The organism is Corynebacterium humireducens NBRC 106098 = DSM 45392 (assembly GCF_000819445.1).
Lineage (GTDB): Bacteria > Actinomycetota > Actinomycetes > Mycobacteriales > Mycobacteriaceae > Corynebacterium > Corynebacterium humireducens.
Window position 1 is genome coordinate 1,339,304 of the sequence record NZ_CP005286.1, and the last position, 18,750, is coordinate 1,358,053.

20 protein-coding genes are annotated in these 18,750 nt (G+C 68.5%); 12 read left to right on the plus strand and 8 right to left on the minus strand.

The features are described from left to right. Positions 1-48: 48 nt before the first annotated feature. From B842_RS06685 to mptB, 3 genes are read right to left on the minus strand one after another with little or no spacing between them, the layout of a single operon-like run. Complete coding sequence (locus B842_RS06685) at positions 49-819, minus strand: ABC transporter permease (RefSeq protein ID WP_040085827.1); 771 nt, start codon at positions 817-819, stop codon at positions 49-51. A gap of 1 nt (position 820) precedes the next feature. Further along, positions 821-1,789 (minus strand): ABC transporter ATP-binding protein, encoded by a 969-nt coding sequence (locus B842_RS06690; protein ID WP_052437799.1) that lies wholly within the window; start codon positions 1,787-1,789, stop codon positions 821-823. Between the two features lie 6 nt (positions 1,790-1,795). Continuing rightward, positions 1,796-3,493, minus strand: a complete 1,698-nt coding sequence (gene mptB, locus B842_RS06695; RefSeq protein WP_156119466.1) for a polyprenol phosphomannose-dependent alpha 1,6 mannosyltransferase MptB — start codon at positions 3,491-3,493, stop codon at positions 1,796-1,798. A gap of 169 nt (positions 3,494-3,662) precedes the next feature. Between mptB and B842_RS06700 the strand changes: the two genes are divergently transcribed. The 7 genes from B842_RS06700 to B842_RS06730 are packed head-to-tail and all read left to right on the plus strand — an operon-like array spanning position 3,663 to position 9,918. Next, positions 3,663-4,382: a helix-turn-helix transcriptional regulator gene (locus tag B842_RS06700; protein WP_040087411.1), complete on the plus strand. Its 720-nt coding sequence runs from the start codon at positions 3,663-3,665 to the stop codon at positions 4,380-4,382. A gap of 41 nt (positions 4,383-4,423) precedes the next feature. Next, positions 4,424-5,830 (plus strand): Fe-S cluster assembly protein SufB, encoded by a 1,407-nt coding sequence (sufB, locus tag B842_RS06705; RefSeq protein WP_174520286.1) that lies wholly within the window; start codon positions 4,424-4,426, stop codon positions 5,828-5,830. 3 nt (positions 5,831-5,833) lie between these two features. After that, on the plus strand, positions 5,834-7,015 hold the full coding sequence (gene sufD / locus B842_RS06710; protein WP_040085829.1) for a Fe-S cluster assembly protein SufD: 1,182 nt from the start codon (positions 5,834-5,836) through the stop codon (positions 7,013-7,015). Positions 7,016-7,053: 38 nt separating this feature from the next. Further along, entirely contained in the window at positions 7,054-7,809 is a 756-nt protein-coding gene (sufC, locus tag B842_RS06715) for a Fe-S cluster assembly ATPase SufC (protein ID WP_040085830.1), read from the plus strand. Beyond that, positions 7,809-9,074, plus strand: a complete 1,266-nt coding sequence (locus B842_RS06720; protein ID WP_040085831.1) for a cysteine desulfurase — start codon at positions 7,809-7,811, stop codon at positions 9,072-9,074. Before sufC ends, B842_RS06720 begins: the two co-directional genes overlap by 1 nt. Further along, positions 9,074-9,529 (plus strand): Fe-S cluster assembly sulfur transfer protein SufU, encoded by a 456-nt coding sequence (gene sufU / locus B842_RS06725; RefSeq protein ID WP_040085832.1) that lies wholly within the window; start codon positions 9,074-9,076, stop codon positions 9,527-9,529. The genes B842_RS06720 and sufU overlap by 1 nt, the downstream gene beginning before the upstream one ends. Next, a complete protein-coding gene (locus B842_RS06730) occupies positions 9,526-9,918 on the plus strand; it encodes a metal-sulfur cluster assembly factor (RefSeq protein ID WP_040085833.1) in 393 nt (130 codons plus the stop codon). Before sufU ends, B842_RS06730 begins: the two co-directional genes overlap by 4 nt. Positions 9,919-9,992: 74 nt before the next feature. Here the strand turns inward: B842_RS06730 and B842_RS06735 are convergent, their stop codons facing one another. Then, positions 9,993-10,544, minus strand: coding sequence for a hypothetical protein (locus B842_RS06735; RefSeq protein ID WP_040085834.1), 552 nt, complete (start codon positions 10,542-10,544; stop codon positions 9,993-9,995). A gap of 56 nt (positions 10,545-10,600) precedes the next feature. On the opposite strand from B842_RS06735, the gene B842_RS06740 reads away from it, so the two are divergent. Further along, on the plus strand, positions 10,601-12,232 hold the full coding sequence (locus B842_RS06740) for an ABC-F family ATP-binding cassette domain-containing protein (protein ID WP_040085835.1): 1,632 nt from the start codon (positions 10,601-10,603) through the stop codon (positions 12,230-12,232). Positions 12,233-12,241: 9 nt separating this feature from the next. After that, positions 12,242-12,499: a hypothetical protein gene (locus tag B842_RS06745; RefSeq protein WP_040085836.1), complete on the plus strand. Its 258-nt coding sequence runs from the start codon at positions 12,242-12,244 to the stop codon at positions 12,497-12,499. A gap of 1 nt (position 12,500) precedes the next feature. On the opposite strand, the gene B842_RS06750 is transcribed toward B842_RS06745, so the two are convergent. Further along, positions 12,501-13,241: a glutamine amidotransferase gene (locus B842_RS06750; protein ID WP_040085837.1), complete on the minus strand. Its 741-nt coding sequence runs from the start codon at positions 13,239-13,241 to the stop codon at positions 12,501-12,503. 34 nt (positions 13,242-13,275) lie between these two features. Next, positions 13,276-15,933 carry an HAD-IC family P-type ATPase gene (locus B842_RS06755; protein ID WP_040085838.1) on the minus strand — a complete coding sequence of 886 codons (2,658 nt, stop codon included), beginning with the start codon at positions 15,931-15,933 and terminating at the stop codon, positions 13,276-13,278. A 42-nt stretch (positions 15,934-15,975) separates the two neighbouring features. Between B842_RS06755 and B842_RS06760 the strand changes: the two genes are divergently transcribed. The 3 genes from B842_RS06760 to B842_RS06770 are packed head-to-tail and all read left to right on the plus strand — an operon-like array spanning position 15,976 to position 17,447. After that, entirely contained in the window at positions 15,976-16,215 is a 240-nt protein-coding gene (locus B842_RS06760; protein ID WP_052437800.1) for a PLDc N-terminal domain-containing protein, read from the plus strand. Then, positions 16,212-16,715, plus strand: coding sequence for a DUF1990 domain-containing protein (locus B842_RS06765; RefSeq protein ID WP_245631396.1), 504 nt, complete (start codon positions 16,212-16,214; stop codon positions 16,713-16,715). The genes B842_RS06760 and B842_RS06765 overlap by 4 nt, the downstream gene beginning before the upstream one ends. A 21-nt stretch (positions 16,716-16,736) precedes the next feature. Then, positions 16,737-17,447 (plus strand): NAD(P)H-binding protein, encoded by a 711-nt coding sequence (locus B842_RS06770; protein ID WP_040085839.1) that lies wholly within the window; start codon positions 16,737-16,739, stop codon positions 17,445-17,447. Here the strand turns inward: B842_RS06770 and B842_RS06775 are convergent. Both B842_RS06775 and B842_RS06780 read right to left on the minus strand, forming a co-directional pair. Then, positions 17,444-18,169 carry a glutamine amidotransferase-related protein gene (locus tag B842_RS06775; protein ID WP_040085840.1) on the minus strand — a complete coding sequence of 242 codons (726 nt, stop codon included), beginning with the start codon at positions 18,167-18,169 and terminating at the stop codon, positions 17,444-17,446. The genes B842_RS06770 and B842_RS06775 overlap by 4 nt on opposite strands. Before the next feature lie 11 nt (positions 18,170-18,180). Further along, on the minus strand, positions 18,181-18,747 hold the full coding sequence (locus B842_RS06780; protein ID WP_040085841.1) for a TetR/AcrR family transcriptional regulator: 567 nt from the start codon (positions 18,745-18,747) through the stop codon (positions 18,181-18,183). Positions 18,748-18,750 lie beyond the last annotated feature (3 nt).

The window sequence follows — 18,750 nt, forward strand, 5'->3', positions numbered from 1 at the left end:
CCTATCTTTGTCGCTTGGTGTCGGGTGTGGGGTGTGTCGGGTGCTTGATCAGGCCTCGAAGCGGAACCATTTGACCGCGAGCGCCGTCGCGAGGAGGGCCCAGGCGGAGAGGATGAGCATCTGCATCCAGGGGAACACGCCGTCGAAGGCGAGGGCCAGGGCGGAGGCGAGGGCCACGGAGGGGATCGCGTTGTACCAGCCGGCGGCGTCGAGGTTCTGGGTGAACATCACCCAGCCGACCGCGCCGACCAGCAGGAACCAGATGAGGTTGGCCAGGGCCAGGACCATCTCCGAGGTCATGGTGCCGCCCATGAGCATGCCCATGGCGGTGAACGTGGCGATGCCGAAGAAGAGGATCACCAGTCCCAGCAGGACGCCGCCGGGGGAGGGGCGCCAGCCGAGCAGCAGCGCCACCGAGCTGAGCAGGACGATCTGCAGGCCGGCCATGGCCGCGACGGCGATGATCTTGCCGAGGATGATCGTCGAGGTCGGCACCCCGGATGCTCCCGTGCGTTTCAACGCCCCGTACCGACGGTCGAAGGCCACCGCGATCGCCTGCCCGGTGAAGCCGGAGCTCGACGTGGCGATGGCCAGCACCATCGGCAGGATCTCGTTGAGGCTGGTCTCGTCGTTGAGCATCGGCAGGCGCGCGGTGAGGATGAGCGCGACCAGCGGGATGATGACGCTGAGCAGCTGCTGCTCGCCGTGGCGCAGGAAGAGGATCGTCTCCATGCGGCCCTGGGCGGCGATCATCTTAGCGGGGGAGGCACGGCGGGGTGCGGGGCGGAAGGTTCCGGGTTCGAAACGGGTCTGTGTCATGTCAGCTCCTCAGGCTCCGGCCGGTGATCTCGAGGAAGACGGCCTCCAGGTTGCGGTGGTCGACGTCCAGTCGGCGGACGAGCACGTCCTGTTCGGCGGCGGCGGTGGCCAGCGCGGAGATGAGCTCCGGGGTGGCCGTCGCGGGGACCGCGTAGTTGAGCGGGCGGATCGACTGGATGCCCGGGGTGTCGGGGCAGAGTTGGGTGAGGCGGGCGTCGGCACGCGGGAGGTCGAGGGCGCTGTCGGTCTCGAAGCTCACCCGTGACCCGGTGCCGCCGGCGGTGAGTTCGGCGGGCGTGCCCTGGGCGACGACCCTGCCCTTGTCGATGATGACGATCCTGTCGGCCAGCGCCTCCGCCTCATCCATGAGGTGGGTGGTGAGGATGACCGTCACACCGTCGGCACGCAGGGCCTCGATGAGTTCCCAGACGGCGAGGCGTGACTGGGCGTCGAGGCCAGCGGTCGGTTCGTCGAGGAAGACGAGCTCGGGGCGGCCGATGATGGCCAGCGCCAGGGAGAGGCGCTGCTGCTGGCCGCCGGAGAGGCGACGCCACGTGGTGCGGCGTACCCCGTCGAGGCCGAGGAGGTCGATGAGCCACTCCGGGTCGTGCGGGTTCTCGTTGTAGGCGGCCGCCAGGCGGAGCATCTCGCCGACGCGGATGCCGGTGTAGGAGCCGCCGCCCTGCAGCATGATGCCGATCCGGTTGCGCACCTCCTCCGGCTGGGTGACCGGGTCGAGTCCGAGGACGCGGATGCGGCCGGAGGTGGGACGTGTGAATCCCTCGCACATTTCGATGGTGGTGGTCTTGCCGGCGCCGTTGGGGCCGAGCAGGGCGAAGACCTCACCGCGTTCCGCCGTCAACGAGATCCCGTCGACAGCGGTGGTGGGTCCGAAGGACTTGACCACATTCTCTAGTTCCAGAGCTGGTCCGGCGCTGACACCGGGGGCTCCACCGAAAGTTGCAGACACGGTTACTCAGTGTAGGCCACGGATCGTGCCACGCCGCATCAGCCACCAGCCGAGCGTCACGACGGCGACGAAAACGACCGTCGCCCCCAGATAGATGGAGGCGACCGTTGACGCCGGGAGAGCGAGTCCGCGGGGGAGGACGGTGAAGGAGAAGAAGGCGGAGTAGGCGACGACGCTGACGCGGAAGAAGGTGCGGTTCGCCCATGCGGCGAGGGGCAGGATCGCCCACAGCATGTACCAGGGGTGCACGACGGGGAAGAGGATGACGAGCACGAAGGTGGCCACGCCCAGCCCGCCGACCGGGTGGATCGTGCCCCGGTAGGTGGCGAAGAGGAAGCGGACGAGGAACCCGACCGCGACGAGCACGCCCACCCCGCGGGTGATGAACAGCATCGTCGTCGTGTGGTCGCCGAGCCCCAGCAGCATGCCGACGAACCCGGCGGACACCCCGATGTTCGTGGTCATGGACAGCCAGCTGCGGATCGTCGCCGCCCCGCCCTGGCCTGTCACCCAGCCGAGGCCGATGCCGGTGACCACGGTGATGAGGGCGATCGTCGCGACGAGCAGCGTCACCTGCACGAGCACGGCCAGCACGAGGGAGACGACGGGACCCCGCCCGACCCGCAGGAAGTGCCTCGCCAGGTTCATGCCGACGAAGCCGAGCGCCAGGAAACCGGTCACCTTCACCAGGCCTGCCCCGCCGATGAGCAGCGCCGACAGGACGATGAGTCCGGCACCGCCGGCGGGATCCACCGGCTGCCCGTTCCGTCCACCGAGCTTGTCGACGCCCCGCAGCCCCACCTCCAGGCCGACGAGCATAAGTCCGAGGAGCACGGACTCGTTGTGGATGCCGCCGATGAGGTGGAGGATCGTCAGCGGGTTGAGCATGCCCAGCCACAGGGCCGTCACCGGGTTGACGCGGCAGCGCCGCGCGAGGCGGGAGATGGCCCAGCCGGCGGCGATGAGCCCCAGCAGGGAGACCAGGCGGTGGGCGATGACGCCGAGGGTGATCGAGTCGGCGGTCACCCGGCTGATCGCGGAGGCGATGCCGAGGGCGACGGGCCCGTAGGGGGAGGGGGAGTGGGACCAGATGAACGGCACCGAGCGGGCCAGGGGGTCCTCCGGGCCGAGCAGGTCGACGGGGCCTGCGGAGTAGGGGTCCATGCCACGCGCCACGATCGACCCCTGGGCGAGGTAGGAGTAGATGTCCTGCGTGAACAGTGGCGCGGTGAACAGGATCGGCAGCACCCAGGCGGCGAATGTCCGTTTGATGAGCGACCGGGTGACGGTGGGACCGGAGATCGAACCACCCCGGTAGGAGGCCCCGACGAACGGCGCCATGAGTACCCAGGCCAGCACGAGCAGTCCGACACCGACGAGCACCATCACGGAGGAGGTCTGCAGCATGCGGGCCACGAAGAACCCGCCGGGGAAGGAGGAGTAGGGGTTGCCCAGCACCGGGAGGGCCCCGGCACCCAGCGCCCCGAGGCCGATGAGCAGGGCCCCGATGGTGCCGATCCAGCGCAGCAGCTGGAAGCGGTTGAGTTCCCGGATCCCCAGGTGCCGGTCGCGTGCCGTCGTCTCCGGGTCCTCACCGGGATCCACGTGGAGGAGGGCGGACCGGGAGCCGGCATAGCCCAGCCGCGGCAGGCTGGAGATCAGGGCACGCAGGAGCGGCGGTCGTCGGGTGGTCACGTGGCTCATCCTATCCAGGCCGGGTGACGGTCCCGCGACACGCCGCCGGACCCCGAGGTGGACACGTGGAATGAATTAGGGAACACTAGTGTTGTCGAATGTAAGGGCCAACGGACCACCACCCGATGGCCACCACGACTTTTTCTTTACCCCGAGACAGCAGGAGGAGGTGGCGACAGTGTCAGCACAACCCCAGAACACGACCCCGGAGACCCGGACCGTCGAGGGCGACACGCGTCGCCAGATCATGCTCATGCTGCTCAAACTTGCACCGGTCACGGCCTCCGACCTCGCCGACCGCCTCGACATGTCCGCCGCCGGCGTCCGCCGGCACCTGGACATCCTCGTGGCGGAGGGGCTGGCGGAGACGCTCGACCGGCGCGTCCGGTCGACCGGCACGGCGGCGGCGCCGCGCGGGCGACCGGCGAAGGCGTTCCGGCTCACCGATCAGGGGAGGTCCCAGTTCGGGCACTCCTACGATCAGCTGGCAGCCGAAGCGCTGGAGCTCCTCCGGGAGACCGGAGGGGAGGAGGCCGTCCGCAGACTCGCGGCGCAGCGCATCGCGCGCATCGTCGAGGGGGTCACCCCCGCAGGGGAGGACGAGGACTCCATCCAGCAGACAGCGGGGGAGTTGGCCGACGCCTTCGACCGTGCCGGGTACGCTGCAACGGTCACCCGTGCCGGGAGCGGTATCCAGATCTGCCACCACCACTGCCCGGTGGCCCATGTGGCCGCCGAGCACCCCGAGCTGTGTGAGGTTGAACACCAACTGATCTCCGATCTGGTCGGCGTTCACGTCCAGCCCCTGGCCAGCATCAGTGGTGGCCACGGAATCTGCACAACCAACATCCCCCTGACACCCATCGAGAAACTTCCAGAAGAAAGGAGCGGATCATGACCCAGGCAACGCAGAACCCCGGTTCGACCACGCCGGAGAGCATGAGCGATGACCAGATCATCGAGTCCATCGGTCCGTACAACTACGGCTGGCACGACTCCGACGAGGCCGGCGCATCCGCACGCCGTGGCCTCAACGAGGAGGTCGTCCGCGACATCTCCGCCAAGAAGGACGAGCCGGAGTGGATGCTCGAGAAGCGTCTGAAGGCGCTGAGCATCTTCGAGCGTAAGCCGATGCCGACCTGGGGAGCTGATCTGTCGGGCATCGACTTCGACCAGATCAAGTACTTCGTCCGCTCCACCGAGGGCCAGGCGCAGTCCTGGGAGGACCTCCCCGAGGAGATCCGCAACACCTACGACCGTCTCGGCATCCCCGAGGCAGAGCGCCAGCGTCTGGTCGCCGGCGTCGCCGCGCAGTACGAGTCCGAGGTCGTCTACCACCAGATCCGCGAGGACCTGGAGGAGCAGGGAGTCATCTTCCTCGACACCGACACCGCCCTCAAGGAGCAGCCGGAGCTGTTCCGCGAGTACTTCGGCACGGTCATCCCGGACGGCGACAACAAGTTCTCCGCCCTGAACTCCGCCGTGTGGTCGGGTGGCTCCTTCATCTACGTCCCGCCGGGGGTCCACGTGGACATCCCGCTGCAGGCCTACTTCCGCATCAACACGGAGAACATGGGCCAGTTCGAGCGCACGCTCATCATCGTGGACGAGGACGCCTACGTCCACTACGTCGAGGGCTGCACCGCCCCGATCTACAAGTCCGACTCCCTGCACTCCGCGGTCGTCGAGATCATCGTGAAGAAGGGCGGCCGCTGCCGCTACACCACGATCCAGAACTGGTCGAACAACGTCTACAACCTGGTCACCAAGCGTGCCAAGGCTGAAGAGGGTGCCACCATGGAGTGGGTCGACGGCAACATCGGCTCCAAGGTCACCATGAAGTACCCGGCCGTCTGGATGACCGGCCCGCACGCCAAGGGCGAGGTTCTCTCCGTCGCCTTCGCCGGCGAGGGTCAGTTCCAGGACACGGGCGCCAAGATGACCCACATGGCCCCGTACACCTCCTCGAACATCGTCTCCAAGTCGGTGGCCCGCGGCGGCGGTCGCGCGGCCTACCGTGGTCTGGTGCAGGTCAACGCGAACGCGCACCACTCCTACTCGAACGTCGAGTGTGACGCACTGCTGGTGGACAACATCTCCCGTTCGGACACCTACCCGTACAACGACATCCGCAACGACCACGTCGTCCTCGGCCACGAGGCGACCGTGTCCCAGGTGTCGGAGGACCAGCTCTTCTACCTCATGTCCCGTGGACTGAAGGAGGAGGAGGCCATGGCGATGATCGTCCGTGGCTTCGTCGAGCCCATCGCCAAGGAGCTGCCGATGGAGTACGCGCTCGAGCTCAACCGCCTGATTGAACTGCAGATGGAAGGATCGGTGGGCTAACCGATGACCACAGCTACCGCTGTCGACGCCGCCACCCCGCACAACACCAAGGGTGACCTCTTCTCCTCCTTCAACGTGGAGGACTTCCCGGTCCCGCACGGCCGGGACGAGGAGTGGCGTTTCATTTCGCTGCGCCGCATCCGCGGCCTGCACAACGACAAGTTCGACGAGGCCGTGGCCCAGGACGTGCGTGTCGACGTCCCGTCGGCCGCCGCAGGCTCCGTCACCGTCGAGACCGTCGCCAAGGACGATGAGCGTCTCGGCCGTGCCGCCGCCCCGGTCGACCGTGTCGCCGCCCAGGCCTGGACCTCGATGACCGAGGCCTCCTACATCGGCGTGGCGAAGGACGCCGTCGTCTCCGAGCCGATCTCCGTGACGGTCACCGGCCGTGGCGAGGGCGTCACCTCCTTCGGTGCCGTCGTCGTCGACGTCGCCGACGGCGCCGACGCGATCGTCTCCATCCGCTACACCGGCACCGGCACGCACGCCGACAACCTCGAGTTCATCGTCGGCGACAACGCCCGCCTGACGGTCATCGTCGACGCCGACTGGGACAACGGTGCCGTGCACCTGTCCGGTCAGCACGTCGTCCTCGGCCGTGACGCGACCCTGCGCTACAACGCCGCCACCTTCGGCGGCGACGTGGTCCGCATGGTCCCGCGCGTGAAGTTCACCGCCCCGGGCGGCGACGCCGAGCTGCTCGGCGTCTACTTCGCGGACGACGGCCAGTACTTCGAGAACCGTCTTCTCGTCGACCACGCCGTGCCGAACTGCCGCTCCAACGTCATGTACAAGGGTGCGCTGCAGGCTGACCCGTCCTCGGATCTCCCGGACGCCCACACCACGTGGGTCGGTGACGTGCTCATCCGCGCCAACGCGCAGGGCACCGACACCTACGAGGTCAACCGCAACCTGGTCCTCACCGAGGGCGCCCGCGCCGACTCGATCCCGAACCTGGAGATCGAGACCGGTGAGATCGCCGGTGCCGGCCACGCCGCCACCGTCGGCCGCTTCGACGATGAGCAGGTCTTCTACCTGATGGCCCGCGGTATCCCCGAGGCCGAGGCCCGCCGCCTCATCATCCGTGGTTTCTTCTCCGAGGTCATCAACCGCATCCCGGTTGAGTCGATCCGGGAGGAACTGGAGAAGCGCGTCACCGACGAGCTCGAGTCCGTCCACGCCTAAGTACCGCACCCACACTTTTTGAACTGAAAGAGACGTACATGTCCACCCTGGAAATCAAGAACCTCCACGCACAGGTGATCCCGACGGACGGCAGCGGCGAGCCGAAGCCGATCCTCAAGGGCGTCAACCTGACCGTCAAGTCCGGTGAGACCCACGCCATCATGGGCCCGAACGGCTCCGGCAAGTCCACCCTGGCCTACGCCATCGCCGGCCACCCGCGCTACGAGATCACCGAGGGCGAGATCCTCCTCGACGGTGAGAACATCCTCGAGATGGACGTCGACGAGCGTGCCCGCGCCGGCATGTTCCTCGCTATGCAGTACCCGACCGAGATCCCGGGCGTCTCCTCCGCCAACTTCATGCGCTCCGCCGTCACCGCCGTCCGCGGCCAGGCGCCGAAGCTGCGTGAGTGGATCAAGGAGCTCAACGCCGCCCGCGAGGCACTGCAGATCGACAAGTCCTTCTCCGAGCGCTCCGTCAACGAGGGCTTCTCCGGCGGCGAGAAGAAGCGCCACGAGGTGCTGCAGCTCGACCTGCTCAAGCCGAAGTTCGCCATCATGGACGAGACCGACTCCGGCCTCGACGTCGACGCCCTGCGCGTCGTCTCCAGCGGCATCAACAGCTACCAGGATGAGACCAACGGTGGCATCGTGATGATCACCCACTACAAGCGCATCCTCAACTACGTCCAGCCGGATTACGTCCACGTGTTCGCCGACGGCCGCATCGTCACCACCGGTGGCGCTGAGCTCGCCGACAAGCTCGAGGCCGACGGCTACGACCAGTTCCTGTGATGTCGGGATACGTGCAGGCGGACGGTTCGCTCGACGTCGAGAAGATCCGGGCCGAGTTCCCGATCCTCTCGCGGACCGTACGCGATGACCAGCCGCTGGTCTACCTGGACTCCGGTGCCACCTCGCAGCGTCCGCTGCGGGTGTGGAAGGCGGAGGAGGAGTTCGTCCTCAACACCTTCGCCCCGGTGCACCGCGGTGCCTACCAGCTGGCGGAGGAGGCGACCGACGCCTACGAGCACGCCCGCGAGCGGATCGCGGAGTTCGTCGGGGCCGAGGGCCACGAGATCGCGTTCGTGAAGAACGCGACCGAGGGGCTCAACGCCGTCGCCTTCGCACTGGGTGATTCCCGTGCCGGTCGGTTCCGCATCACCGCGGACGACACCGTCGTGGTCACCGAGCTCGAGCACCACGCCAACCTGGTGCCGTGGCAGGAGCTCTGCCGCCGCACCGGCGCGAAGCTGAAGTGGTACGGCGTCACCGAGGACGGCCGCATCGACCTCGACTCCCTCGAGCTCGACGAAACCGTCAAGGTGGTGGCCTTCACCCACCAGTCGAATGTGACCGGTGTGGTGTCGGACGTGGCGGAGATCGTGCGCCGCGCCAAGGAGGTCAACGCCCTCACCGTGCTCGACGCCTGCCAGTCCGTCCCGCACATGCCGGTCAACTTCCGTGAGCTGGGAGTCGACTTCGCGGCCTTCTCCGGCCACAAGATGTGCGGTCCGACGGGTGTCGGCGTGCTCTACGCCAGGGCGCCGCTGCTCGACACCCTGCCGCCCTTCCTCACGGGTGGCTCGATGATCGAGGTGGTCCGCATGGCGGAGTCGACCTACGCTCCGGCTCCCCAGCGTTTCGAGGCCGGCACCCAGATGACCAGCCAGGTCGTCGGGCTCGGTGCCGCCGTGGAGTTCCTCACCGAGATCGGCATGGACCGCATCCACGCCCACGAGCAGGACCTGACCGCCTACGCTCTCGAGCGTCTGCAGACGGTTCCGGGGCTGAAGATCGTCGGTCCGACGACCGCGGAGAACCGTGGTGCGGCGGTGTCCTTCAACCTGGAGGGCGTGCATCCGCACGATCTCGGCCAGGTGCTGGACAGCCGGGGCGTGTGCATCCGTGTGGGTCACCACTGCGCGTGGCCGGCCCACCGCGCACTGCACGCCCAGTCCACGGCCCGGGCGAGCTTCTACCTGTACAACACGCGTGCGGAGGTCGACGCCCTGATCGACGCGATCAACCACGCCCGAGACTTCTTCGGGGTGAACTGATGAACCTGGAGTCCATGTACCAGGAAGTTATCCTGGACCACTACAAGAACCCCCAGCACGCGGGTCTGCGTGAGCCTTTCGAGGCGGAGGTGCACCACGTCAACCCGTCGTGCGGCGACGAGCTGACGCTGCGTGTGCAGCTGTCCGAGGACAGCACGGTGCTTGACGACGTCTCCTACCACGCCGAGGGATGCTCCATCTCCCAGGCCTCCACGTCCGTGATGGCGGAGGAGATCATCGGCCTGCCGCTGGAGGAGGCCAACGCCAAGCTCGCCGAGTTCGAACGCATGATCCTCTCGCGCGGCACGGTGGAGGGCGACGAGGACCTCATCGGTGACGGCATCGCCTTCACCGGCGTGTCCAAGTACCCGGCCCGCGTCAAGTGCGCCCTGCTGGGGTGGAAGGCCTTCCAGGCCGCCACCGCCGAGGCACTCAACGAAAGGGAGAAGAAATGACCGAGCAGAACGACCCGACCGACAACGTCCAGCGCCAGCGCCCCGAGAACCTCACTGAGGAGCAGGAGTCGCTCGCCTTCGACGTCACCGAGTACCTCTACGACGTGATCGACCCGGAGCTGGGCATCAACGTCGTCGACCTCGGCCTCGTCTACGACGTGTGGATCGAGGACCGCGAGGGTGAGGACGTCGCCATGATCAACATGACGCTGACCTCCCCGGCCTGCCCGTTGACCGACGTCATCGAGGACCAGGTCCAGGCGGCACTCGTCGGCAACGGCATCGTCGACCACATCGACCTCGAGTGGGTGTGGCTCCCGCCGTGGGGCCACCACATGATCACCGAGGACGGCCGCGAGCAGCTGCGCTCGCTCGGCTTCGCCGTGTAGAAACCAGAGAGAACCCCGGTGGCTCCGTCGTCAGACGGAACCACCGGGGTTTTCGCCTGCCCGTGGTCCCTCGTCTACGGGGCCGGACGTGCGGACTGTTCCCGGATCTGGTCGTAGCAGGCGAGGAAGTAGGCGACGTTGGCGGGGCTGAACTCCTTCGTCGGTTCGCGGGAGAAGAAGGTGCTGACCGGGCCCCTGTCGCGGTCCGGGTGGCGTGTCACCATGGCGAGCCGGTTCCAGCAGAAGTCCCCGGGGGAGTCCCCGTACCATTCCTGCGCCGCCTGCCGCCCCTGTTCGATGGCGGGGCCGGCGTTGATGAAGGTGTAGAGGGCCAGCGCGATGACGGCCGCCGGCACGAGGAGAAGTGGCCGCACCAGTCGGAAGGGGCGCGGGCCTGGGCGGGCGGCGGGTGTCGGGACCGTGGAGGCGTCGTAACGGTGCACACTGCCCCGCCCGTCGAGGGGTCGGGCGCTCATCTCTGTGAGGGCACTGCCGGGGACGCCGTGGCGGATGAGTGCCGCGCGGAGGGTGGCGGGGGAGGGGTCCTCGTCGAAACGCAGGACGAGGGAGCCCTGCTGGAACTGGGTGGTGCGGTATTCGACTATGTAGTCGCGTCCGGCGTTCATGGCCCCAGCTTAGGGGCCATTAGGTATATCGGGGCAGGTTGGTAGGATGGCCCCTTGTGATTGTCACCAATGACCTCGAAGTTCGCGTCGGCGCCCGCACTCTCCTGACTGCCCCCGGACAGCATCTGCGTGTCCAGCCCGGTGACCGTATCGGACTGGTGGGTCGCAACGGTGCCGGCAAGACCACCACGATGCGCATCCTGGCGGGGGAGACCCAGCCCTACGGCGGCACGGTGACCTCCTCCGGCGAGATCGGCTACCTGCCGCAGGACTCCCGCGAGGGCAACATCGACCAGACGGCGCGTGACCGCGTGCTCTCCGCCCGCGGACTCGACCGGCTGCGCAGTTCGATGGACCGCCAGCAGGAGATCATGGAGGGGGCGGAGACCGCCGCGAAGCGGGACGCCGCGATCCGCAAGTACTCCCGCCTGGAGGAGCAGTACTACGCCCTCGGCGGCTACGAGGCCGATTCCGAGGCCGCGCAGATCTGCGACAACCTCGGCCTGCCCGCGCGCATCCTCGATCAGCCGCTGCACACCCTCTCCGGTGGTCAGCGCCGCCGCGTGGAGCTGGCGCAGATCCTCTTCGCCGCGACGAACGGCTCCGGCAAGTCCGCGACCACCCTGCTTCTCGACGAGCCCACCAACCACCTCGACGCCGACTCCATCACCTGGCTGCGTGGTTTCCTGGCGAAGCACGAGGGTGGGCTCATCATGATCTCCCACGACGTGGAGCTTCTCGACGAGGTCTGCAACAAGATCTGGTTCCTCGACGCCGTGCGCGCCGAGGCCGACGTGTACAACATGGGCTTCACCAAGTACAAGGACGCCCGCGCCCTCGACGAGGCCCGCCGCCGCCGTGAGCGTGCCAACGCCGAGAAGAAGGCCGCGGCCCTGCAGAAGCAGGCCGCCAAGCTCGGCGCCAAGGCCACGAAGGCCGCCGCCTCCAAGCAGATGCTGGCCCGTGCGGAGCGCATGCTCGGCAACCTCGACGAGGTGCGTGTCGCCGACCGTGTCGCCGCCATCTCCTTCCCGGAGCCGGCCCCCTGCGGCAAGACCCCGCTGTTCGCGAAGGGGCTGACCAAGATGTACGGCTCGCTCGAGGTGTTCGCGGGCGTGGACCTGGCCATCGACAAGGGTTCGCGCGTCGTCGTCCTCGGTTTCAACGGCGCCGGCAAGACGACCCTGCTCAAGCTCCTCGCGGGTGTGGAACGCACCGACGGCGAGGGCGGCATCGTCACCGGCCACGGCCTGAAGATCGGCTACTTCGCCCAGGAGCACGACACCATCGACCCGGACAAGTCGGTCTGGCAGAACACCATCGAGGCCTGCCCCGAGGCCGGCGAGCAGGACCTCCGTGGCCTCCTCGGCGCGTTCATGTTCTCCGGCGAGCAGCTCGAGCAGCCCGCCGGCACCCTGTCCGGCGGTGAGAAGACCCGCCTCGCCCTGGCCGCGCTCGTCTCCTCCCGCGCCAACGTCCTGCTTCTCGACGAGCCCACCAACAACCTCGACCCCCAGTCCCGCGAGCAGGTCCTCGACGCTCTGCGTACCTACAAGGGGGCCGTCGTCCTGGTCACCCACGACCCGGGCGCCGTCAAGGCCCTGGAGCCGGAGCGCGTCATCGTGCTTCCCGACGGCGACGAGGACCTCTGGTCGGACGAGTACATGGAGATCGTCGAACTGGCGTAGCCTGGCGCCATGTTCGGTAAATCGACAAACAAGGAACGTATCGAAGAACTGACCCGGCGTGTCGCCTCCCTGGAGCAGACGGTGGCGACCCTGTGCAGGCAGGCGGGGATCCCGCAGCCGCCGCCCCTGGGCGTGGAGCCCTCCGACCACGTCCGTACCCTCGCCGCGGAAGGCAAAGCGACCCACGCGATCAAGGCCCTGCGTGAGGAGACCGGCCTGGGGCTACGGGCGGCCAAGGAGATCGTGGACCGACTGCCGCAGCGCTGACCTACCGTGCGTAGCGGGTGGCGAAGTTCCGCAGGATCCGGTCGTCGCGGGTGAGGTCGACGCCGCGGGTGCCGGCGAGGATCTCCGCCAGCTCGTGGGGCTCGTAGTAGCCGGCGTTGGCGTAGATGCGCAGGCGCTGCTCGAACTGGGCTGGCGCCAGCTCGGGGTGGAACTGGGTGGCGTAGACGTTGTCCTGCACGCGGAACATCTGGGTGGGGCAGTCCTGGCCGGTGGCCAGCAGGGTGGCGACGTCGGGAAGCACCGTGATGGCCTCCTTGTGGCCGACCATGGTGTTGAACGACTCCGGCACGCCCTCCAGCAGCGGGTCCTCGCGGACTACGCTCACCTCGATGACGCGGGGTTTCTCGCTGTAGGTGCCGTCGATACGCGCGCCGATGGCGGTGCCCACGGTGCCGACGCCGTAGCACGCGCCGAAGAGGGGGTAGTCGCGGTCGAGGACCTCGTCCATCATGAGGGCCAGGTCCGCCTCGACGCGCTGCTGCAGCGGGGACTTCACGGCGTCGGAGGAGTTGAAGGGGCTGCCGCCGAGGATGATGCCGGAGAAGTCACGCAGGTCGAGGCGTCCCAGGGGGCGTTCCTCGAGGCGGATCTGGACGATGCCGTCCCGGCCGAGTCCCATCTTCTCCCGGAAGCTGACCACTTCTGCGGCGGCCGCCTCGTTCTCCGGTCGGGTGCTCAGGAGCACGAAGGGTTTGCGGGGGTGGATGGTCGGTCCGGACATACCAAGTAGTCTAGTCAGCTTGCCGCCGCAGTCCCTAGCCGACCCTGCGGCGGATGAGCTTGTCCACCTCGACCGCTGTGAACACGACGACGCCGACGAGGACGGGGACCAGCCACGTGACCGCGTCGACCGGCGTCGTGCGGAACGCCGACTGCATGAAGGGCAGGTAGGTGAACGCCAGCTGCAGGGCGAGCATGAGCGCCACGCACAGCCAGGAGACCGGGTTGGTGGTGAACAGTTCCTTCCGCAGGGCGCTGACGCGGGCGAAGCGGGCGGAGAAGAGGTAGAAGATCTGGCCGACGACCAGCGTGTTCACGGCGATGGTGCGGGAGACCTCCAGCGAGGCGCCGTTCATCTGCAGGTACTGGAACACGGCGATGGTGGCGCCGCCGAGCAGAACCGAGAGGTAGATGATGCGCAGGATCGCCTCGGAGTCCAGGAGCGAGGCATCCGGGTCGCGGGGGAGGCGGCGCATGACGCCCGGTTCCGCGGGCTCGAAACTCAGCGACAGTGACAGGGTGATCGCGGTGATGAGGTTGACCCACAGGACCTGCAGGGGAGTGATCGGCAGGGTCATGCCGACGAGCATCGCCACGAAGATGACCAGGCCCTGCGCACCGTTGGTGGGCAGCATGAACACGATCGCCTTGCGCAGGTTGTCGTAGATCGTGCGCCCCATCTTCATGGCGGCGGCGATGGTGGCGAAGTTGTCGTCGGCGAGCACGATGTCGGCGGCGTCCTTCGTCGCCTCGGTGCCCTTGATGCCCATGGCCACGCCGACGTCGGCCTGCTTGAGGGAGGGTGCGTCGTTGACGCCGTCCCCGGTCATGGCGACGACCTCGCCGTTGGCCTGTAGCGCGCGGACGAGGCGGAGCTTGTGCTCGGGGGAGGTGCGGGCGTAGACGTCGTGGTGGCGGACGATGGTCTGCAGCTCGGCGTCGGTGGCCTTCTCCAGTTCGGCGCCGGTGATGGCCCGGCTGCCGTGCAGCCCGACTTCCCGCGCGATGGCCGTTGCGGTGGAGGCGTGGTCGCCGGTGATCATGCACACCCGGACGCCGGCCTCCTGCACGACGCGGACGGCGTCGAGGACCTCGTCACGCGGCGGGTCGATGATGCCGTAGAGGCCGAGGAAGACGAACCCGCCGGCGTCGACGTCCTCCTCCGTCAGGTCCTCCAGCTCCTCCCCGGGACGCCAGGCGGCGGCGAGGACACGCAGGCCACGGGCACCGAACTCCTCGATCCGTTCCTCCCAGTAGCCACGGTCGAGTGGTTCGGTGCCGCCGTCGGGGCAGGACTGCCGCCCGCAGCGGTCGAGCAGCCGGTCGGGTGCGCCCTTGAGGTGCACGACCGGGCCGTGCGGCATGTCGTCGAGGGTGGCCATGTACTTGAAGGCGGAGTCGAAGGGCACCTCCGCCCGTCGCGGCGCCTCGTCCCGCACGCCCGCCTTGAGGGCGAAGGTGCGCAGGCCGCCGTCGGTCGGCTCGCCGGTGAGCACCCACCGCCCGTCCCGCTTGTCGACGCCCGCGTCGTTCGCGTACGCCGCCACCTCCGCCATGCGGGCGAGGTCGGGGTGGTCGTGGACGGTGACCACGGCGTCGTCGAGAAGCAGCTGTCCCTCGGGGGCGTAGCCGGTGCCGGTCACCCGGTAGGTGTGCCCGCGGGTGTGGACGGCCCGGACGGTCATCTCGTTGCGGGTGAGCGTGCCGGTCTTGTCGGTGCACACGGTGGTGACGGAGCCGAGCGTCTCGACGGAGTTGAGGCGGCGGGTGATGGCGTTGCGGTCGGCCATCTTCTGCACGCCGAGCGCCAGGGTGATCGCCATGACGGCGGGCAGGCCCTCGGGGATCGCGGCGACGGCGAAACCGATCGCCGACATGAGGACGTCCGCCCAGCCGGTGTCGTAGATGATGACCGACACCGCGATCATGAGCACCGCCAGCAGCACGGCGCCGACGGCGAGCATCGACGAGAAGCGGCTCATCGACCGGGTGAGCGGGGTCTCCGCGGCCTCGACCCCTTCGAGCATGGTGGTGATGAGGCCGATCTCGGTGTCCTCACCCGTGGCGGTGACGACACCGCGTCCCGCGCCGGCCGCGACGGTCGTGCCGGAGAAGGCCATCGAGGTGCGGTCCCCGAGGTCCGCCCCGGTGGGCGCCGGTTCGACCTGCTTGTCGGCGGGCACCGACTCGCCGGTGAGCGCGGACTCCTCGACCCGCAGACTCGTGGTGCGGAACAGCCGCAGGTCCGCGGGCACCCGGTCCCCGGCCCGCAGCTTCACGACGTCGCCCGGCACCAGCTCCGCTGAGTCGACCGTCACCCACGCCCCGTCGCGGAGCACCTCGGAGGAGGGGGAGAGCATGTCGCGGATGGCGGCCAGCGCGTTGGCGGCCTTGCCCTCCTGGAGGAAGCCGACGGCGGCGTTGACGATGACGACCGCCGCGATGACCACCGTGTCGACCACCTCCCCGAGGACCGCCGTCATGACGGCCGCGGCGATGAGGACGTAGATCATCGGGTCCCGGAACTGACGCAACAGCCGCTGCCACCACGTCTCCTCGGCGGCCTGGGGGAGCGCGTTGCTGCCGTACCGCTCCCGGGCGGCGGCCACCTCGGCGCCTGTCAGACCATCAGGGCGACTGCCCAGTTCCTCGAATACGGCGGGGACGTCCTGGGCGTAGGCGGGGGTGCTCACATTCCGCCACTGTACCCGCGGGAACGTCGCTAAGCTGGTGACATGACAAGCAGGAACCCGTCCCTCGCCCAGATCCGCAATGAGTTCAACGACCTGTCCACCGCCGCCCGCGTGAGCATCATCGCCGCCGTGGTGCTCGAGCTCGCCGGGAAGATCGCCTCCTGGGTGGACCTGTCCCGGCGTCCGGCGGGGTCCGTCCGCGGCCCGAAGTGGGTGTGGGCGCTGGCCCAGCTCATCAACGGCGTCGGCCCCGCCGCCTACTGGGCCTTCGGCCGCAGGTGATCACCCGGGGTCGCCTGTCCTACCCGCCGTACCTGCAGCTGGCGACACTGAAGCTGGCGAAGGGGAGGTCACCCGCGGAGATCGGGCTGCGCCGCTGGACGGTCACCGACCATTCCGCGGTGCTCGGCCACGGCGAGGAGGTCTTCGCCGCGGCGAGCGAGCGACTGCTCACCTGGCGGGCGCACGCCCATGCGCGGGTCCGGGCGGAGAGGCTGGGCAACCTCGTCCGTCTGCACTTCGGCCCGACGACGTCCTCGTGCCTCATCCTGCGGGAGGAGAGGACCGCCACCCGCACCACCCTCGTGTACGGCACCCTGCCCGTCCACGTGGAGTCGGGGGAGGAGGCCTTCCTCATCGAGCTCGCCCCGGACGGGACGGTCACGGGCAGGGTCATCGCCTTCTCCCGGCACGCCTGGTGGCTGGCGAAACTGGGCGGTCCGGTGGCCCGGGCCGTGCAACGCTGGGCGAATCGCCGCTACGTGGCGGGCATGCGTCCCTGAGAGTTTCCGTAGGGTGGTGGCATGACTGACTCACACAGCACCACCCCGAAGAAGGTTCTCGTCATCGGCGGCCACGGCAAGGTCGGCCAGCTGACCACCAGCCGCCTCATCGCGGCGGGCATGGACGTGACGTCACTGATCAGGAACCCCGACCAGGCCCCCGACATTGAGGCGCTGGGCGCGACCCCCTTCATCCGTGACCTCACCGCACTGGGGGTGGAGGACTGGGCGGCGCAGCTCCGCGACTACGACGTGACGATCTGGACCGCCGGCAACGCCGGCAAGGACGGGGCGAGCGCCACCTACGCCATCGACCGCGACGGCGCGCTGGCCTGCATCGACGCCCTCGAGCAGCTGCGTGCCGAGGGGCTCACCCCGCCGCGGCTGCTCATGGTCTCCTACCTGGGTTCCCTCGATCACGGCGTCGACCCGGAGGACTCCTTCTACCCCTGCGCCGACTCCAAGGAGGCCGTCGACCGGCGTCTGCTGGGATCCGACCTCGAGTTCCTCATCCTCGCCCCCGCGCGTCTGACGCTGGAGCCGGCGGGTGGACTGGAGGTCGTCGACAACGTCCGTCCGCAGGACGGGCAGCTGACCACCTCGCGGGAGCTCGTCGCGAAGGTGCTCGTCGAGATGGCCACCCGCGAGACCCTCCCGGAGCGGCAGATCCTGCCCTTCGTGGACGCGGACGGCGGCGGCAACGCCGGGGAGGCCGCGATCAGCCGCCTCTAGGCGCGACGGCAGTGGTCGATGAAATTCTCCAGGAGCTTGTTCGACCACGTCGTGTCGATCGACGGCAGTGACGCGAGGATCGTCTCGTAGTCCTCGGGGGAGAAGTAGCCGTAGTCGTAGTAGAAGTCCATGCGGGCGTGCATGGCCACGGCGTCCATGTCGGCGTGGAACTGCGTCGCCCACACGCGGTCGCCGACGCGGATGAACTGGACGGGGCACGTCGGGCCGGTGGCCAGGACGGTGACGCCGTCACCGAGCTTCTCGACGTTCTCCGTGTGGCCCGTCAACGAGGTGAAGGAATCCGGCAGCCCCACGCACAGGGGGTCCTCCCAGCCGGCCTCGGTGAGTTCCACCACCGTCAGCCCCGAGGGCTCGGCGTGGGAGTGCCCGATCTCGCCGCCGTACTCGTGGACCAGCCAGCTGTTGCCGTAGCAGACGAGGAAGACCGGCAGCCCGGACCCGCAGATACGCTGCAGCTCCGCGTGGACCTGCAGCTGCCAGTCGTCCCAGTGCTCGTTGGTGATGTTGAGGGAGCAGCCGCCGACGAGAATTCCGTCGTAGCCGCTGAGGTCCCCCGCGGAATCCTCCGCGGTGCCGATGTTGACGTGCGTGAGGTTCTCGGGGTCGAGGCGGCTGGCCAGCAGGAAGTCCCGCTCCTCCGCAGAGGCGATCTGCGAGGCGAGTTCACCTGAGCGGAGAGAGACGAGAAGGATCTTCGGCATAGGAAACAAGCCTATACGGTCCGGCGGACGGACCCCTCGACCAGGTCGAGGACCTCCTCGAGACCCTCGGTGGACCCCCCGGAGGCGAGCCTGGTGATCAGTCCGTCGAGGACCGTCTCCAGGTAGGTGTGGAGGACCTCCGGGGTGACGTCGGTACGCATGCGGCCGTCGGCGCCGAGGCGGGCGAGCCTCTCACGCACCGCCTGGTCCAGCACCTCCTGGTGCAGGTGCCAGCGGCTGCGGAACACCGGGTCGGTGCGCAGCATCTTCGTGATCTCCAGGCGGGTGGCCAGCCAGTCGTGGCGCTCGGGGTGGTCGAGGATGTCACGCATCACCTCGACGAGCCCCTCCCGGGCGACGAGGCTCGCCTGCCGGGCCGCGTCCTCCCGGGCCAGTGCCAGGAAGAGGTTCTCCTTGTCACCGAAGTGGTGGAAGATCGCACCCCGCGACTTGCCCGTGGCCTCCTCGAGGCGGCGCACCGTGGCGCCCTCGTAGCCGTACTCGGCGAAGCAACGCCGCGCGCCTTCGAGGATCTCGGTCTGACGACGCGTCAACTCGGTGTCGCTGACCACGGGCATGAG

Bases quoted from the DNA above. Each gene is read 5' to 3' on its own strand.
- B842_RS06750 (WP_040085837.1), bottom strand. From the start codon at position 13,241: ATGTCCGGACCGACCATCCACCCCCGCAAACCCTTCGTGCTCCTGAGC.
- B842_RS06685 (WP_040085827.1), bottom strand. From the start codon at position 819: ATGACACAGACCCGTTTCGAACCCGGAACCTTCCGCCCCGCACCCCGC.
- B842_RS06770 (WP_040085839.1), top strand. From the start codon at position 16,737: ATGACTGACTCACACAGCACCACCCCGAAGAAGGTTCTCGTCATCGGC.
- sufU (WP_040085832.1), top strand. From the start codon at position 9,074: ATGAACCTGGAGTCCATGTACCAGGAAGTTATCCTGGACCACTACAAG.
- B842_RS06780 (WP_040085841.1), bottom strand. From the start codon at position 18,747: ATGCCCGTGGTCAGCGACACCGAGTTGACGCGTCGTCAGACCGAGATC.
- sufB (WP_174520286.1), top strand. From the start codon at position 4,424: ATGAGCGATGACCAGATCATCGAGTCCATCGGTCCGTACAACTACGGC.
- B842_RS06730 (WP_040085833.1), top strand. From the start codon at position 9,526: ATGACCGAGCAGAACGACCCGACCGACAACGTCCAGCGCCAGCGCCCC.
- B842_RS06745 (WP_040085836.1), top strand. From the start codon at position 12,242: ATGTTCGGTAAATCGACAAACAAGGAACGTATCGAAGAACTGACCCGG.
- B842_RS06775 (WP_040085840.1), bottom strand. From the start codon at position 18,169: ATGCCGAAGATCCTTCTCGTCTCTCTCCGCTCAGGTGAACTCGCCTCG.
- sufC (WP_040085830.1), top strand. From the start codon at position 7,054: ATGTCCACCCTGGAAATCAAGAACCTCCACGCACAGGTGATCCCGACG.
- B842_RS06735 (WP_040085834.1), bottom strand. From the start codon at position 10,544: ATGAACGCCGGACGCGACTACATAGTCGAATACCGCACCACCCAGTTC.
- mptB (WP_156119466.1), bottom strand. From the start codon at position 3,493: ATGAGCCACGTGACCACCCGACGACCGCCGCTCCTGCGTGCCCTGATC.
- sufD (WP_040085829.1), top strand. From the start codon at position 5,834: ATGACCACAGCTACCGCTGTCGACGCCGCCACCCCGCACAACACCAAG.
- B842_RS06720 (WP_040085831.1), top strand. From the start codon at position 7,809: ATGTCGGGATACGTGCAGGCGGACGGTTCGCTCGACGTCGAGAAGATC.
- B842_RS06760 (WP_052437800.1), top strand. From the start codon at position 15,976: ATGACAAGCAGGAACCCGTCCCTCGCCCAGATCCGCAATGAGTTCAAC.